We start from the raw sequence: 15,808 nt of genomic DNA on the forward strand, positions 1-15,808 counted from the left end.
GCATCTGTATAACTACACTTCTTCAGAAACTAAAAAAGACGTGAAAACGACCGTTAAACAGCCGGCCCCCATTGCGAAATACGTGTAGTTAAGTCCGATTATTGTGTGTGCGCGTTCAATATTGTTGCCGTTATGGGCATTTCAAACCTATGATCGGCGCCCGCGCTGAACAGAAAATTGCAATTTGCACAATTAGAGGGTGCAGTTCGCAGGAGGGGTTGCAACCTTTGCCGTGCTCGCTATTCATAGATGTCGTAAGGAAGACCGTGGCCATCGAAAGAGAAAGCTTTGTCGAGCAATGAACGATTGGAGAGCAAGACTGAGATCCCAGCTACAAATCAGCGGCAAAACCCGCTCGCAAGTCTGTAGCGAAGCCGGATTGAATCCCGCCTATTTGACGCAAATTCTCGAACAGAAAGGGGCAACGCCGCGCATCGACAATCTCAGCAAGTTGGCTGCAGTGCTTGATACTTCCGTAAGCTACCTTGTGGAAGGCGTGGAATTGGACCCTGTGTCGGTGCAGGTTGTCTCGTTTTTTGGAACATTGACTCCTGATCGTCGAGATGCCGCCCTCGCAGTTTTGCGAGACATGGCTGCTGCGTCACACACAAACGAATAGGTATTAATTTTCCTAAATACGGCAGGATAATTTCCCCAGACCCTTTCCGCCTTCCTCAGTATCGCGTTGCCGTCCCTTTCCATGACTTGCACAACGTCCGTCTGCTGCGCGACGGTGGCGAAAACAGACAGGGGAAACAGCCACAATGCTGACCGAGGCGGAATGCGACCAGTTCAGGCGCGACGGCCATATTTTCCCGATCAGGGCGATGTCAGCAGATGATGCCGCCGGTTTCCGGGCCGCACTCGAACGGTACGAAGCGGACAGCGGCGGTCCAATCTCCGGCAACCTGCGCCACAAGACGCATCTTCTCTTCACGTGGGCGAGCGAGATTGCGCACACACCGGCCATTCTCGACGCGGTGGAGAGCCTTCTGGGCCCCGACATCATGCTGTGGGGCTCGTCGTTCTTCATCAAGGAGCCCGGCTCCAGTTCGTTTGTTTCGTGGCACCAGGACGCCACCTATTGGGGCCTCGACGGGCCGGACATCGTGACCGCCTGGGTGGCACTGGCCGATGCCCCTGTGGAATCAGGCGCCATGCGCTTCTGGCCCGGCAGCCACCACAAGGCCCAGATCCCCCACACCGACACGTTCAGCGAAGAGAACCTTTTATCGCGCGGGCAGGAAATTGCGGTGGACGTCCCGGAGGACGAAGGGATCGACGTGCCGCTGAAAGCAGGCGAAATGAGCCTGCATCATGTGCTTCTGGTCCACGGCTCCAAACCCAACCGCAGCAACGACCGGCGGATCGGCTTTGCGCTGCGCTACATCCCCACACACCTGGCCCAGACGAAGACGCGCGATTACGCGACACTCGTGCGCGGGGAAGACACCCACCACAATTTCGTCCACGAACCGCGCCCGGCTGCCGACTTGGACATTGCTGCCGTCGCGGCCCACAAGGCTTCCATGGAAGCGCAAGTGGCCGCCCTTTACGAGGGCACGACGAAAACCGCGTTCCGCGCCTGATCGCCATGGAACAGACCGCCCCCCCCACCACCACCGCCGATGACACCGAACCGGGACCGATCGACATCGCGGCCCGTGCCGACGGCCCCTCGCGCAAGACGCTGGACAGTGGCGCCGACATCAGCGTGCTGACCGCACTCCTCCGCGCGCGCAAGGAACACGGCGGCGCAACGATTGCGGTGGAGGACGGCGACAAGCGCACCCTCACCTACACCGAGCTGGTCCGCGCGGTCGCTGCCTTCTCACGGGTGATCCGCCGCGATACCGAAGGCGATGTGGTGGGCATCATGCTGCCGTCCAGCGCAGGCGCCGTGATCGCCTATTTTGCCGTGCTGGCTGCCGGCAAGATTCCCGCCATGCTGAACTTCACGGCCGGACGCGGGCCGCTTCTGGCCGCGTGCCGTTCAGCGCGGATCGGCGCCATCCTCACATCGAGCCGTTTCTTGTCGGTCGCCAACCTTGAGCCCCTTGCCGATGCGCTGTCGGCTGCGGCACCGGTTCTGGCGCTGGAGGACCTGCGCACGCGCGTCACCGGCACCGACAAGGCTTTTGCCGCAGTGGCTGCGCCTTTGGGGCTTCTCCCGCGCCATGCGGCGGATGCGCCGGCGGCCATCGTCTTCACGTCCGGCGCGGAGGGAAATCCCAAAGGGGTCGTCCTCAGCCACCGCAACTTCATGGCCAACACGGCACAGGTGGTGGCCTCTTTGCCGCTGGAGCGGGCGAAGATCTTCTTCAACCCCCTGCCCGTCTTCCACAGTTACGGGCTGGGGCCGGGGATGATCCTGCCGCTGGTCCTGGGACGCAAGCTGGTCCTCCACCCCTCGCCGCTGCGTGCCAAGGAGGTGGCGCAGCGCATTGCAGAAACCAAAGCGAACATCCTCCTCGCCACCGACACGTTCCTGCGCCAGTACGCCAAGGCCGCCGGCGACGGCAGCCTCTCCTCACTGCACTTCGCCGTGTGCGGCGCCGAGCGCGTGCGGCCTGAAACGCGGGAACTGGTGCGCGCCAAGTTCGGGTTCGTGGTGGTGGAAGGCTACGGCGTTACCGAAACAAGCCCCGTGCTGGCCGCCAACCATCCGGACGACATCCGCGATGGCACGGTGGGACGGCTGATGCCAGGAATAGAGGCGCGCCTTGTGGCGGTTCCGGGTCTGAACGAAGGGCGGCGTCTTCTGGTGCGCGGCCCCAACATCATGGCCGGCTACATCGACGCCGAGACCGGCGCAGTGCGCCCGCCGCAGGATGGCTGGCACGACACCGGCGACATTGTATCCTTCGAAGACGGGTACATGACCATCCGCGGCCGGCTGAAGCGATTTGCCAAGATCGGCGGCGAAATGACCTCGCTGGCCGCGGTGGAAAACCTTGCCGGCGCGGCCTGGCCGGACGCGCTCCATGCCGCGGCCATCGTCCCGGGGACAACACGCGGCGAAGCAATCGTGCTCATCACCGAGGAAACCGCGCCGGACACCGACCGGTTGCGCGAAAAGCTGCGCGAACAGGGCCTGCCGGAGCGTTATCTGCCCCGCCAGGTGTTCACCGTCCCTTCGCTGCCGCTGCTGGGCTCGGGCAAGGTGGATTATGTCTCCGTGACGCGCATGGCGAACGAGCTCATCGGCGCCGGAGGCTAGGCCGTGGCTTCACGCCGGACCATTTTGCCGCAGGGTCGATTTCCCTTGCCGTAATCCATCGGCGGCCCGGCTCCGTACCTCCTGTTGAACCGGCCTCTCGCAAAGAGAACCGGACAACGGAGGAAGACTCATGCCGACTTCAAAATTCACGATGCTGCTGACCGCGGCAGCATTTGCCGCCATCTCGTCGGTCGCCAGTGCCCAGACCATGCCCATGGTGGGCGGCGCGCCGATGGATCCGGCCCAGCCGATCCCCGTGAACGCATCCAAGGCGAACAACCTCACCACGCTGGTCGCCGCGGTGAAGGCCGCCGACCTGGTCGATACGCTTGCGAGCCCCGGGCCGTTCACCGTGTTCGCGCCGACCAACGCCGCGTTTGAGGCGCTGCCGGCCGGCACCGTCGACACGCTGCTGATGCCGCAGAACAAGGCCCAGCTCGCCGGCGTTCTCACCTACCATGTGGTGGCGGGCGACCTCAGCGCCGCGGACCTGATGGCGATGGCGCAAAGCAGCCCCGACAAGCTTGCCAACCTGAAAACGGTCGAGGGCGGGCCGCTCAGCGTTCGCTTCATGAATGGTGGCGCGGTGATTTATGACGAGAGCGGCAACCGCTACCGGATCAGCCAGACCGATGTGAACCAGAAGAACGGTGTGGTTCACGTGATCGACGGCGTGCTCCTGCCGAAATAATTGCACCCTCCGCAAACACGAAAGGGCGGCGTTCAAACGCCGGCCTTTTTTCGTGCTGCGTCCAACAAGGATGACCAGACGGCCGTGCCTTGTTGGCTTAACGGTAGGGCGAATCGGCCGCGATGTTGGCCGCGATCACTTCTTCCCAGCGGTCGCCGTTGGAGAGGAGCTTGTCCTTGTCGTAGAGGAGTTCCTCGCGGGTTTCGGTAGCGAACTCGAAGTTCGGGCCTTCGACGATGGCATCAACCGGGCAGGCTTCCTGGCACAGGCCGCAGTAGATGCACTTCACCATGTCGATGTCGTACCGCGTGGTGCGGCGGGTGCCGTCATTGCGGCGGGGGCCCGCCTCGATGGTGATCGCCTGGGCGGGACAGATCGCCTCGCACAGCTTGCAGGCGATGCAGCGCTCTTCGCCGTTCGGATAACGGCGCAGCGCGTGCTCGCCGCGGAACCGGGGCGAGATCGGGTTCTTCTCGAAGGGATAGTTCACCGTCGCCTTCGGCTTGAAGAAATAGCGCATGCCAAGCCCGAAGGCCGAGACGAACTCGGCCAGGAAAAGCGATTTGGCTGTGCCCTGAAGCGTCGCCATAAAATTCCCCAGTTCTTCTGGATCGGCCGTTTGCCGGTCCGCAGTTGGTCTTGGTCTCTGGCGTTTGACGCCGCCGTCAGTTGACGACGACGAGCACGGTCGGGTCCCAGCGCCAGTCAGTCAGTTTCAGCACCACGGCGACCACAACAATCGCAACCAGCGAGGCCGGCAGGAACACCTTCCAGCCAAGGCGCATCAGCTGGTCGTAGCGGTAGCGGGGCACGATGGATTTCACCATGGCGAACATGAAGAACACCATGAGGCATTTCAGCAGGAACCAGATCACACCCGGCACCCAGATGAAGGGCACGACGGCCAGCGGCGGGAGCCAACCGCCCAGGAACAGCACGGTGGTCAGCGCGCACATCATGCCGATGGCGACATACTCGCCCAGCATGAACATCATGTACGGGATCGACGCATATTCGACCATGAAGCCCGCGACCAGCTCCGACTCTGCCTCGGGAAGGTCGAATGGCGGGCGGTTGGTTTCAGCCAGCGCCGAGATGAAGAAGATGATGAAGATCGGGAAGAGCGGCAGCCAGTACCAGTTGAGAATGGTCAGCCACGGCACGCCCAGCATGGTCGCAAGCCCGGTGGACTGCGAGATCACCACGTCCGACACGTTGAGCGAGCCGACGCAGAGAAGAACGGTGATCATCACGAGGCCGATTGAGACCTCGTAGGAAATCATCTGCGCCGAGGAGCGGAGCGCGCCCAGGAACGGGTATTTGGAGTTGGAAGCCCAGCCGCCCATGATCACGCCGTAGACGCCAAGCGACGAGATCGCGAGGATGAAGAGGACGCCAAGGTTGACGTCTGCAATCACCCAGCCGGGGGCAACCGGCATCACCACCCATGCGGTCATGGACAGAACGGCCATGACCAGCGGCGCCAGCAGGAACACCGTCTTGTCGGCGCCGGCCGGGATGACCGGCTCCTTGAGGGCAAACTTCAGAAGGTCGGCAAAGGATTGCAGGAGGCCGAAGGCGCCCACCACGTTGGGACCCTTGCGCAGCTGCACCGCCGCCCAGATCTTGCGGTCCGCCAAGAGCACGTAGGCGATGATGACGAGCAGCACCACGAGCAGCAGCACGCTCTGCAGCACGATAATGATGCCGGGCGCGGCGTAGTCGCTCCAGAATTCAGCCATTCGTCATCCTCAACCGGCTCCGGCCATCGGCCGAGCCTTGATCTTCCCGCCGGCAATGCCGGCCGTTCCAGTCACGCGGGGTCCCCGAAGCGGCCCCTTGGTCTGCCGGCTCTGACGCCGGCACATCCGGCCTAGCCGGCGATATAGTCCACATAGCGGCCGTAGACCCAGCCGTTGCGGCACGGGCCGCTATAGGCCATGGGCCGCGGAACCGGCGAGCTGGTGCCGCAATTCTGGCCGTAGACGATGCCGTACCAGCCACCATTCTCGTCGCAGATGGTGACAACATCGTTGTTGTAGAGTTCGTCAATCTTGGCGTAGCCCGCCTCCGGGCCACGCCGCACGGCCAGAAAGCCGTCGCCATTGGGGTCGAGGCGCGCAATTCGGCCAACGCCGGTGCACGCGTCCAGATCCGCTTCAGCGCCAATCATCACCGGCACGTCCAGCGGCTGTGCCGTGGCAGCACCGATCGCGCCCATGAGGCCGATTGCGATGATGGCGGTGCGCTTCATTCAGCCGCTTCCGCGACCTTGTCACCTTCCGCGAACGTGCGCGCACATTCGGCCATGACGGCAGAGGCGCGGGCAATCGGGTTGGTGAGGTGGAAGCTCTTGATGGGGTTGACGAATGCGCGGTCTTCCAGCGAGCCCGCGCGTCCCGCAAGCGCCCGAACAGCTTCGGGGTCGGCCGGAACCACGTGGTCGGTCTGCGCAAGCCAGGGCGCCACCGCAACCATCGCGGCATTGAGGGCGGCCAGGCTGTCGAACGGAAGCTTGCGGTTCAGCTCCGCCGAAAGGGCACGCAGGATCGCCCAGTCCTCACGCGCTTCGCCAGGGGCAAAGGCGGCGCGGGACAGGTGCTGCGGCCGCCCTTCGAGGTTGACCATCGTGCCCGATTTTTCGGCGTAGGTGGCACCCGGCAGGATCACGTCCGCTGCATGGGCACCAGCATCGCCATGGGTGCCGATATAGATGACGAAGGGCTTTTCGAGCGCTTCGTAGGGCAGTTCGTCGGCCCCGAGCAGGAACAGCGTGTCGATGCCACCGCTGCGCGCGCCCTCGAGAATTTCGCCGGTGTTCTTGCCGCCCGCTTCCGGCAGGCAGCCCACATCGAGGCCACCAACGCGGGACGCTGCGGTGTGGAGGACGCCGAAGCCGTTCCAATCGCCTGCAATCGCGCCGCAATCGACGGCGATCTTTGCGGCCGTGGCCATGACGTCGGCCCCATCGGGCGCACCGAGGGCCGCAGCGCCGACAATCACCATCGGCCGCTCGGCATTCGCCAGAATCTCACCGAAGGCACCGAGGTCAGACAGGGACTGGGTTCCGGCGCCGACATAGGCGTAGGGGTATGTAAGGTCGACCCGCTCGCCGATGAGGCCGACCTTGGTGCCGTTCTGCACCCACGCCTTGCGGATGCGGGCGTTCAGCACAGCGGCATCCCAGCGCGGGTTGGCACCGACGATGAGGATGGCGTCGGCCTGTTCGATCCCGGCAATGGTGGGGTTGAAGAGGTAGGAGGCGCGTCCGTTTTCGGGGTCGAGCGGCCAGCCATCCTGGCGGCAATCCACGGACTTGACCGAGAGGCGGGTCATCAGCGCCTTGAAGGCGAACAGCTCTTCTGCCGTGGCAAGGTCGCCGCCGATGGCGCCGATGCGCTCCGGCTGGGTGTTTGCGATCCGATCCTTGATGGCGCCGAAGGCCTCGCGCCAGCTTGCGGGGCGCAGCTTGCCATCCACGCGCACATAAGGCTGGTCGAGGCGCTGGGTCTTCAGGCCGTCCCAGATGAAGCGGGTCTTGTCGGAGATCCACTCCTCGTTCACCGCCTCGTTGAGGCGGGGCATGATGCGCATCACGTCACGCCCGCGGGCATCCACGCGAATTGCAGAGCCGACCGCGTCCATCACGTCGACCGATTCGGTCTTTGTCAGTTCCCACGGGCGGGCCTGGAAGGCGTAGGGCTTGGAGGTGAGCGCGCCCACGGGGCAAAGGTCGATCACGTTGCCCTGCAGCTCGGACTGCATCGCGGTCTCGAGGTAGGTGGTGATCTCCATGTCCTCGCCGCGGCCGATGGCGCCAAGGTCCGGCACACCGGCAACTTCGGTGACAAAGCGCACGCAGCGGGTGCACTGGATGCACCGGTTCATGATCGTCTTGACCAGCGGGCCGATGTGCTTGTCCTCGACAGCGCGCTTGTTTTCCGCAAAGCGCGAGCCGGAGACGCCGTAGGCCATCGCCTGGTCCTGCAGGTCGCACTCGCCGCCCTGGTCGCAGATCGGGCAATCCAGCGGGTGGTTGATGAGGAGGAACTCCATCACCCCCTCGCGCGCCTTCTTCACAAAGTCGGTCTTGGTGTGAATGGTCGGCGGCGTTCCGTCGCGACCGGGGCGCATGTCCTTCACGCTCATCGCACAGCTGGCGACGGGCTTGGGGGGGCCGCCCACCACCTGCACGAGGCACATGCGGCAGTTGCCGGCAATCGACAGACGCTCGTGAAAACAGAATCGCGGAATTTCGGCACCGGCCGCCTCACACGCCTGCAACAGCGTGTAGTGGTCGGGCACCTCGATCTCGGCGTCGTCGATGATGAGCTTCGTCATAGTTTCCCCAGCACTAGGGCCGTCTGCAGCGCAAATGGAGCGTCGCTGCAGCGGGCCCAAGATCGGACTCCCGAGCGCGTTCCGCCGACAACGCCGGCCTTGTAGTTGGACGTGCTCTAAACACTCCGGTCTTTCAATACGAAATTGGCGCGTTCGGCAACGCCGTCGCGCCGAACGCGTCGCTTGGTTGCACCGCACACACGCCTTTTTCGCGATCCGGCCACATTCATGGGCTTACGCGTCGCGCAGTTCGCGGATCTTGTCCTGCGTTGCGACCACCATGGCGCCGATCTCCGTGGTCAGCTGCGAGGAACGATCGGCCAGTGATTTGATCTCGGACGCCACGACCGAAAAACCCTTCCCTGCCGGCCCGGCCCGTGCCGATTCGATTGTGGCGTTGAGCGCCAGCATGTTGGTCTGGTGGGAAACGGCCGAAATGTCGCTCGCGGTCTTGTCGATGTCGTCGAGGACCCTCGCGATCAGCTCGGAGACAGCGTTGGACCGGGCCGACGTGTTGACGCCGAACAGGATCGTACCGGTCACCGCGCCATCGGCATCGCGCACCGGCTGGATGCTGGCCGAAAGGTTCACTCTTTCGGTTGCGGACAATTCAAAGCCGACGGATTTTTCGATGGTCTCTCCGGCCGAGAGGCGCTTGCGTTCCGCCTTGTCCGCGATCTTGCCCAGCGCGATTCGCGAATCGGCGCGGAGTGCATCCTCGGACTGGGCGCGAAAGAGGCTAAGCGCCTTGGCACTGGCCCCCGTCAGCGCGCCCTGATGGTCCCACTCCAGCACCACCGCGGCGCCCTGGATGGCATTCACCCTCGTCTCGTAGGCGAGTGCACGGTGCTTGGTTTCGGTGATGTCGATTTCGGTGGCGACGAAACGCGTGACCTTGCCGTCGGCATCGCGCACCGGATTGCCGATGAGCAACGCCCAGTAGGGCACCCCGCCTTTGGTGCGTGCGAGAATTTCTTCGGTAAAAGGCTCTCCGGCCGCGATTCGCGAGGCAATCCGGTCGCCATTCGTGCAGCGGTGCTTGTGGTCAGCGGCGACATCGCCGAGCTTGCGGCCGCGCAGGTGGGCAAGGTCGTGACCGCTGCGGTCCAGATAGGGCTGGCTGACGTGCTGAATGCGGCCTTCGGCGTCAGTCACGATATTGGCGAGGCCTTCGTGGGGCTCCGTTTCGCCGGGAACGCCGGTGCGGGTGGCAACCGCGCCAGACCCCGCGGGAATGGCGAGGACAAGCACTCTGTCAACGCTCCCGTCCGGCGCCCTCACCGGCAGGTAGGCAGCGTGGAACGTGCGCGTCTGTCCGTCTTTTGTGAGGCGGGTGACCCTGCCGCAGGACGGCGCACCGCCAACGATCTCGCGCCAGAAGGCTGCCTCTTCCGCCCGTATTTCCCGCGGAACCAGCTGCCGGTGGGGCGTTCCGCGCAGGCGCTTGTCGTCACTGCCAAGGAGGGCTGCGAAGGCTTCGTTGGCAGCCGTGAGCGTCCCGCTGGGGGAGAATTCCGCAAGGGCGCAGGTGGCTTCGAGCGCCTCGATCCTGGCGCGGTCGGACCCGCTCTGGCGCACACGGGCGCTGGCGTCCGCAGCGTAGGCGACCACGGCGTAAACCTTCCCGGCCTCGTTGGTGACCGGGTGAAAGGTTGCATCCAGATAGATGGTGCGCCCATCGCGCGCCTTCCGGCTATATAGGCCGGACTGGGTCTCCCCGGCCCCCAGCGCCTCCCACAGCGCCTGATAGGCCGGCAGCTGCGCGTCGCCTTTTTGCAGGAACATGCTGTCGTGCCGGCCGGCGACGCTCTCCCTGGCGTAGCCCATGATCGACAGGAAGCGCTCGTTGGCGGACACGATGGTGCCGTCCGCCAGATACTCCACCACGGCCTGCGAATCTTCCAGCGCATGAACCTTGGCGGCGTTGCACAGCGCGCGCCGCTTCTCGCGCGTGATGTCGGTGCCGATGAAGGCGATGCTTTCGGTGGCGCCGTCCCGCCCGATGATCGGAGCATAGCTTGCCTTGAACCACACGATGGTGCCGTCCCTGGCGAGGCGGGGCATCTCGTCGGTCAGCCCGGTGCCGCGCGAAAGATCCTGCCAGAATTTTGCGTATGCCGCTGATGCGCGGATTGCCGGCAGCACCACGAGGCGGTGGTGCTGGCCGATCACGTCCGCTTCCGCGTAGCCGAGCGGTTTCAGGTAATTTTCGTTGGCGCTCAGCACCGTTCCGTCCGGCGAGAATTCCGCCAGCGCGTGCGTGCGGGTCAGAACCTCGATCAGCGCACGGTTGTTGTGATTGCGCAGCCCAGGACGTATCCGCATAAAGCCTCGGTCATGGTCGCGAAGGGATCTCTGGCCTATCGGATCACGCTGGCGTCTGGCTGGTGTGAGGGGTTCGCGAGACTGCGCCCACCTCATTTCTCGGATGCAAAAACGCCGCATCCGAGGTTCGGACGCGGCGTTTTCATCACGCAATGCGGGGGTCGGCTGCGCCCGTTATTCGGCCGCCATGGGAACGGCGGCGCGTTCGTTGATCCGGCGCTCCAGCTCGGGGCGGAAATGGCGCAGCAGGCCCTGGATCGGCCAGGCGGCAGCATCGCCCAGTGCGCAGATCGTATGGCCCTCGATCTGCTTTGTGACCTGATAGAGCGCGTCGATTTCGCGCAGCTCGGCTCGGCCCTCGACCATGCGCTCCATCACCCGCCACATCCAGCCGGTGCCCTCGCGGCACGGGGTGCACTGGCCGCAGCTCTCGTGCTTGTAGAAGTGAGCGAGCCGCGCAATGGCCTTCACGACGTCGGTGGACTTGTCCATCACGATCACGGCGGCGGTGCCGAGGCCGGACTTCCTGTCCTTCAGCGTATCGAAATCCATGAACAGGTCGTCGCATTCCCAGTGCGGGATCAGCGGTACGGACGACCCGCCGGGAATGACGGCAAGGAGGTTGTCCCACCCGCCGCGCACACCGCCGCAGTGCTTTTCCACCAGCTCGCGGAAAGGGATGCCCATCTCTTCCTCGACCGTGCAGGGCTCTTCCACATGGCCGGAGATGCAGAACAGCTTGGTGCCCGCATTGTTGGGGCGGCCAAGGTCGGCAAACCACGTGGCGCCGCGGCGCAGAATTTCCGGAATGACGGCAATGGTCTCGACGTTGTTGACGGTGGTCGGCGCACCGTAGAGGCCGACATTGGCCGGGAACGGCGGCTTCAGCCGCGGCATTCCCTTCTTGCCTTCCAGGCTTTCCAGGAGCGCGGTTTCCTCGCCGCAGATGTACGCACCCGCACCGTGGTGCACGTAGATGTCGTAATCCCAGCCGTGGACGTTGTTCTTGCCGATGAGGCCGGCGTTGTAAGCCTCCTTCACCGCCTCTTCGAGGTGCAGACGCTCGGTGATATACTCGCCGCGCACGTAGATGTAGCAATAGTGCGCGCCCATCGCCTTGCCGGCAATCAGGCAACCCTCGATGAGGTGCTGCGGATCGTGGCGCAGGATCTCGCGGTCCTTGCAGGTGCCGGGCTCGGACTCGTCGGCATTGACGACGAGGTAGTGCGGCCGCTCTCCGTCACCCTTCGGCATGAAGCTCATCTTGAGGCCGGTGGGGAAGCCCGCACCGCCGCGCCCGCGCAGACCCGAGCCCTTGAGCTGCTCGATGATCCAGTCACGCCCGTTGTCGATGAACGTCTTGGTCTGAGACCACTGCCCGCGCTTCCTGGCGCCTTCGAGACGCCAGTCCTCAAAGCCGTAGATGTTGGTGAAGATACGGTCCTTGTCGCTCAGCATTGTCTCATTCCCCAGCGGCAGCCATTGGTGTCACGGTCGGTCGGCGCCAGGAGGCGCGCGTCGCGCGTCACGACTTGTCCCGGTTTTCCTCGATGATCAGTTTGGCCTGCTCGACCCAGTTCTCGCGGTCGATCCGACCCTTGAATGCAAGATAGGCGTTCACCCAGTCCTTGTTGGACTGGTCCCACGCGGCAATCTGCTCGAACTTGAAGATGCCAAGATCGTGCAGCGTCTTGCGGATGACCTTGCCCACGCCGGAAATGCGCATCAGGTCGTCCACCGGCTCGGCTTCGGTGCGCGACATGGCGGGCGGGCGCGTGCCCTCCCCGTCGGCGCGGGCCGCGGCGTCGGTGTTGGGCGGTGCCATCGGGTCTTCTGCGGCGTCGGCCGTTTCGTCCGCAACGTCCGCATCGACCTTCTCGGCCAGCTCCGGCGTCTCGCTGGAGGCGCCTTCGGATTCGGCAACGGACGGGCTGGCGGGCGCCTGCGCGTCGACCGCTGCGGAGGCGCGGCCTTCGTCACCGGTTGCCGCCGTCACATCCACGGCGTCGGAGGTCTTGAGGCCCGCATGCTCGGGCGGGCGGTCGGTCATGTCTTCGGCCGGGGTGCCCGTCTTGGTCTCGGTGGCCGCCGTGTCGTCTCCGGACGGGGCACCCGAGCGGGCGACCTCCGTTTCGGCCCGGCCTTCGCCGCTCGGCCGGCCTGCCGCCTCGCCGCGCGCTTCCGGCACGGTGGGATCGACATTGGCTTCGGGCAAGCTGTCCGGATCATCGACCTCGCTGCCTTGTGCCGGCGCGCGGTCCACCGGCTCTTTCAGCGTGGTGGCACCGGACAGCGGTTCGGAAGATTTGCGGGCCGATTGCGGCCCCGGCGTCGGCGTTCCGCCGGAATCCAGCGTGTCCAGCAGGGCGTTGAAGGTCTCGGGGCTGAGGTCCTCGTAGGTCTCTGCACCAATCTGCACCATGGGCGCGTTCACGCAGGCGCCCGCACACTCCACCTCCTCCCACGAGAACTTGCCATCTTCCGACACGTCGAATGCGTGGGCGGCAATGCGGTTCTTGCAGATGGAGATGATGTCTTCGGAGCCGCGCAGCATGCACGGCGTGGTGCCGCAAACGCCGATGTGGGCGACCGTGCCCACCGGCTTCAGCTGGAACATGGTGTAGAACGTCGCGATCTCGAAGACGCGAATGTAGGGCATGTCCAGCATGTCCGCCACGAGGCGGATGGCAGGCTCGGGCAGCCAGCCATTGTTCTGCTCCTGGGCACGCCACAGGATCGGGATCACCGCGCTCGCCTGTCGTCCTTCGGGATAGTCGGCGACTTTCCCGTGCGCCCAGGTCAGGTTGTCGGGCGTGAACTCAAACGATTTGGGTTGATCGTCGGCGAGGCGCCTTACGGCCATGGGTCGGCTCCGGAATTCTCTTTGATCGCGCTTTTCATTAGCACTCTCGGGACGAAATGACAGCCGCTAACAATGCGGCCGCCGCGGTGCATCGGGGCGGCTCGCAAATCAGCGGTCAACTTCACCGAACACGATGTCGAGCGAACCGAGGATCGCAGCGACATCGGCCAGCATGTGGCCTTCGCACATGGTGTCCATGGCCTGCAGGTGGGCAAAGCCGGGCGCCTTGATCTTGCAGCGGTACGGCTTGTTCGTGCCATCTGAGACCAGATAGACGCCGAACTCGCCCTTGGGCGCCTCCACCGCAACATACACCTCACCCTCGGGCACATGATAGCCTTCGGTGTAGAGCTTGAAGTGGTGGATCAGCGCTTCCATGGAGCGCTTCATCTCGGCGCGCTTGGGCGGTGCAATCTTGCCATCCAGCGTGTGGACGGGCCCGCCGGTCGTGCGCAACTTGGCAATCGCCTGGCGCATGATGGAGACCGACTGGCGCATCTCTTCCATACGGATGAGATAGCGGTCGTAACAATCACCGTTCTTGCCGATGGGGATCTGGAACTTGAACTCGTCGTAGCACTCGTAGGGCTGCGAACGGCGAAGGTCCCAGGCGGCGCCCGAGCCGCGCACCATCACGCCCGAAAAGCCCCAAGCCCAGCATTCGTCCAGCGTCACGACGCCGATGTCGACGTTGCGCTGCTTGAAGATGCGGTTTTCGGTGATCAGGTCGTCGAGGTCGTCGACCACTTTCAGGAACGGATCGCAGAAAGCCTCGATGTCGTCGACGAGGTCGTCCGGCAGGTCCTGATGAACGCCGCCGGGGCGGAAATAATTGGCGTGAAGCCGCGCACCGCAGGCGCGCTCGTAGAACATCATCAGCTTCTCGCGCTCTTCAAAGCCCCACAGCGGCGGGGTGAGCGCGCCAACGTCGAGCGCCTGCGTGGTGACGTTGAGAAGGTGCGACAACAGCCGGCCGATCTCGGAGTAAAGGACGCGGATCAGCTGGGCGCGGCGCGGAATATCAATGCCGAGGAGCTTTTCGACCGCCAGCGCAAAGGCGTGCTCCTGGTTCATCGGCGCCACGTAGTCGAGCCGGTCAAAATAGGGCACGGCCTGGGTGTAGGTCTTGTGCTCGATCAGCTTTTCGGTGCCGCGGTGAAGAAGGCCGATGTGCGGATCTACCCGGGTGACGATCTCGCCGTCCAGCTCCAGCACCAGGCGCAGCACGCCGTGGGCGGCAGGGTGCTGGGGACCGAAATTGATGTTGAAGTTGCGGACCTCGCGCTCGGTCGGCGCGGTCTCCGGCATGGTGCGCTGCTGCATGGTCTATTGTCCCCCAGCCAGCGCCATCACTTCGGCACCGGTCATCTTGTGGGTGTCGCCGGCGAAGGCATAGGTGTCCGGCTTCTGGTCGATGAAGATCTCGGTCGAAAGCGGAACGGCCGGCGGCTCGTCCAGCGTGAAGACGTTGAGTTCGATCATCGCGCCGTCCCTGGAGCGCCATGCGAGAGTCGTGCCGCATCGGGCGCAGAAGGAGCGTGTCGCCCACTCGGAGGAATCATAGACAGTCACAGGCGCGCCGTCCGCAAAATCGAGGCTCGCCGCGTCGACTGCGATGAACGGCCCGGCGGAGATGCGGCGGCACATCGAGCAATGGCACGCGCCGATGTCGTCTTTCTTCAGCGTTGTGGTGAAGGTGACGGCGCCGCACTGGCAGCGGCCGGTTTTTGCGTCCGCCATCAGCTTTTATTCTCCGCTTTCTCGTCGCCCGGCAGCACATAGTCGGTGCCTTCCCAGGGGGACAGGAAGTCGAAGTCGCGGAACTGCTGGGCGAGCTTCACCGGCTCGTAGACCACGCGCTTGGCTTCGTCGTCGTAGCGCACTTCCACAAAGCCGGTCAGCGGGAAGTCCTTGCGCAAGGGGTGCCCGTCGAAGCCGTAGTCGGTGAGGATGCGGCGAAGGTCCGGGTGCTCGGAGAATATCACGCCGTAGAGATCGTAGGCCTCGCGTTCGTACCAGTCGGCCGCCGGGAACAGGCGCGTCAGCGACGGGACGGGCGTGCGCTCGTCGGTGGTGAGCTTGAGGCGGATCCGCAAATTCTGGACCGGCGACAGGAAGTGGTACACCACGTCGAACCGCTCGGGCCGCGCCGGCCAGTCCACCGCGCAGATGTCGACCAGGTTGACGAAGCCGGCCCGCGGATCGTCGCGCAAAAAGCGCACAACGTCGGCAAGGCCGTCGCGCGTGATGTGCAGGGTCAGCTGATCGAACTTGATCTCGTGGCCAAGGACAACCTCGTCCTTTGCCGTCTTCACCATGTCGGCCAGCTCGGTCAGCGTGTCCCTGTCTTCAACGTAGCTGCTCATGA

General features: G+C 64.3%; 14 protein-coding genes. 4 read left to right on the top strand and 10 right to left on the bottom strand.

Annotation, left to right across the window (positions count from 1 at the left end):
- Positions 1-298: 298 nt before the first annotated feature.
- From RDV64_RS20065 to RDV64_RS20080, 4 genes are all read left to right on the top strand, one after another.
- Positions 299-619 carry a helix-turn-helix domain-containing protein gene (locus RDV64_RS20065; RefSeq protein ID WP_309196733.1) on the top strand — a complete coding sequence of 107 codons (321 nt, stop codon included), beginning with the start codon at positions 299-301 and terminating at the stop codon, positions 617-619.
- Positions 620-764: 145 nt separating this feature from the next.
- Positions 765-1,589, top strand: coding sequence for a phytanoyl-CoA dioxygenase family protein (locus tag RDV64_RS20070; RefSeq protein ID WP_309196734.1), 825 nt, complete (start codon positions 765-767; stop codon positions 1,587-1,589).
- A 5-nt stretch (positions 1,590-1,594) separates the two neighbouring features.
- Positions 1,595-3,220 (top strand): AMP-binding protein, encoded by a 1,626-nt coding sequence (locus tag RDV64_RS20075; protein WP_309196735.1) that lies wholly within the window; start codon positions 1,595-1,597, stop codon positions 3,218-3,220.
- Positions 3,221-3,350: 130 nt separating this feature from the next.
- Positions 3,351-3,911, top strand: a complete 561-nt coding sequence (locus tag RDV64_RS20080; RefSeq protein ID WP_309196736.1) for a fasciclin domain-containing protein — start codon at positions 3,351-3,353, stop codon at positions 3,909-3,911.
- A gap of 97 nt (positions 3,912-4,008) precedes the next feature.
- Here RDV64_RS20080 and nuoI read toward each other — a convergent pair whose 3' ends face one another.
- The 10 genes from nuoI to RDV64_RS20130 form a co-directional block, all read right to left on the bottom strand.
- Positions 4,009-4,500 (bottom strand): NADH-quinone oxidoreductase subunit NuoI, encoded by a 492-nt coding sequence (nuoI, locus tag RDV64_RS20085; protein WP_309196737.1) that lies wholly within the window; start codon positions 4,498-4,500, stop codon positions 4,009-4,011.
- 76 nt (positions 4,501-4,576) lie between these two features.
- Complete coding sequence (gene nuoH, locus RDV64_RS20090) at positions 4,577-5,653, bottom strand: NADH-quinone oxidoreductase subunit NuoH (protein WP_309196738.1); 1,077 nt, start codon at positions 5,651-5,653, stop codon at positions 4,577-4,579.
- Between the two features lie 131 nt (positions 5,654-5,784).
- Complete coding sequence (locus tag RDV64_RS20095; RefSeq protein WP_309196739.1) at positions 5,785-6,165, bottom strand: SH3 domain-containing protein; 381 nt, start codon at positions 6,163-6,165, stop codon at positions 5,785-5,787.
- Positions 6,162-8,252, bottom strand: coding sequence for an NADH-quinone oxidoreductase subunit NuoG (gene nuoG, locus RDV64_RS20100; RefSeq protein WP_309196740.1), 2,091 nt, complete (start codon positions 8,250-8,252; stop codon positions 6,162-6,164). Before nuoG ends, RDV64_RS20095 begins: the two co-directional genes overlap by 4 nt.
- A gap of 234 nt (positions 8,253-8,486) precedes the next feature.
- Entirely contained in the window at positions 8,487-10,577 is a 2,091-nt protein-coding gene (locus RDV64_RS20105) for a PAS domain-containing protein (RefSeq protein ID WP_309196741.1), read from the bottom strand.
- A gap of 174 nt (positions 10,578-10,751) precedes the next feature.
- Positions 10,752-12,035, bottom strand: a complete 1,284-nt coding sequence (nuoF, locus tag RDV64_RS20110; RefSeq protein ID WP_309196742.1) for an NADH-quinone oxidoreductase subunit NuoF — start codon at positions 12,033-12,035, stop codon at positions 10,752-10,754.
- Positions 12,036-12,102: 67 nt separating this feature from the next.
- Positions 12,103-13,440: an NADH-quinone oxidoreductase subunit NuoE gene (gene nuoE / locus RDV64_RS20115; protein ID WP_309196743.1), complete on the bottom strand. Its 1,338-nt coding sequence runs from the start codon at positions 13,438-13,440 to the stop codon at positions 12,103-12,105.
- A gap of 108 nt (positions 13,441-13,548) precedes the next feature.
- The gene (locus RDV64_RS20120) at positions 13,549-14,748 is read right to left on the bottom strand and encodes an NADH-quinone oxidoreductase subunit D (RefSeq protein ID WP_309199556.1); all 1,200 of its coding nucleotides are present in this window, start codon (positions 14,746-14,748) and stop codon (positions 13,549-13,551) included.
- An 18-nt stretch (positions 14,749-14,766) separates the two neighbouring features.
- Positions 14,767-15,180 (bottom strand): GFA family protein, encoded by a 414-nt coding sequence (locus RDV64_RS20125; protein ID WP_309196744.1) that lies wholly within the window; start codon positions 15,178-15,180, stop codon positions 14,767-14,769.
- A complete protein-coding gene (locus tag RDV64_RS20130) occupies positions 15,180-15,806 on the bottom strand; it encodes an NADH-quinone oxidoreductase subunit C (RefSeq protein ID WP_309196745.1) in 627 nt (208 codons plus the stop codon). Before RDV64_RS20130 ends, RDV64_RS20125 begins: the two co-directional genes overlap by 1 nt.
- Positions 15,807-15,808 lie beyond the last annotated feature (2 nt).

Origin of the sequence: Acuticoccus sp. MNP-M23 (assembly GCF_031195445.1) — a bacterium.
Lineage (GTDB): Bacteria > Pseudomonadota > Alphaproteobacteria > Rhizobiales > Amorphaceae > Acuticoccus.

Excerpts from the sequence above, each read along its gene's own strand:
- RDV64_RS20105 (WP_309196741.1), bottom strand. The coding sequence starts at position 10,577 with ATGCGGATACGTCCTGGGCTGCGCAATCACAACAACCGTGCGCTGATC.
- RDV64_RS20070 (WP_309196734.1), top strand. The coding sequence starts at position 765 with ATGCTGACCGAGGCGGAATGCGACCAGTTCAGGCGCGACGGCCATATT.
- nuoF (WP_309196742.1), bottom strand. The coding sequence starts at position 12,035 with ATGCTGAGCGACAAGGACCGTATCTTCACCAACATCTACGGCTTTGAG.
- RDV64_RS20095 (WP_309196739.1), bottom strand. The coding sequence starts at position 6,165 with ATGAAGCGCACCGCCATCATCGCAATCGGCCTCATGGGCGCGATCGGT.
- RDV64_RS20080 (WP_309196736.1), top strand. The coding sequence starts at position 3,351 with ATGCCGACTTCAAAATTCACGATGCTGCTGACCGCGGCAGCATTTGCC.
- RDV64_RS20065 (WP_309196733.1), top strand. The coding sequence starts at position 299 with ATGAACGATTGGAGAGCAAGACTGAGATCCCAGCTACAAATCAGCGGC.
- RDV64_RS20125 (WP_309196744.1), bottom strand. The coding sequence starts at position 15,180 with ATGGCGGACGCAAAAACCGGCCGCTGCCAGTGCGGCGCCGTCACCTTC.
- RDV64_RS20075 (WP_309196735.1), top strand. The coding sequence starts at position 1,595 with ATGGAACAGACCGCCCCCCCCACCACCACCGCCGATGACACCGAACCG.
- nuoE (WP_309196743.1), bottom strand. The coding sequence starts at position 13,440 with ATGGCCGTAAGGCGCCTCGCCGACGATCAACCCAAATCGTTTGAGTTC.
- RDV64_RS20120 (WP_309199556.1), bottom strand. The coding sequence starts at position 14,748 with ATGCCGGAGACCGCGCCGACCGAGCGCGAGGTCCGCAACTTCAACATC.
- nuoH (WP_309196738.1), bottom strand. The coding sequence starts at position 5,653 with ATGGCTGAATTCTGGAGCGACTACGCCGCGCCCGGCATCATTATCGTG.
- nuoG (WP_309196740.1), bottom strand. The coding sequence starts at position 8,252 with ATGACGAAGCTCATCATCGACGACGCCGAGATCGAGGTGCCCGACCAC.
- RDV64_RS20130 (WP_309196745.1), bottom strand. The coding sequence starts at position 15,806 with ATGAGCAGCTACGTTGAAGACAGGGACACGCTGACCGAGCTGGCCGAC.
- nuoI (WP_309196737.1), bottom strand. The coding sequence starts at position 4,500 with ATGGCGACGCTTCAGGGCACAGCCAAATCGCTTTTCCTGGCCGAGTTC.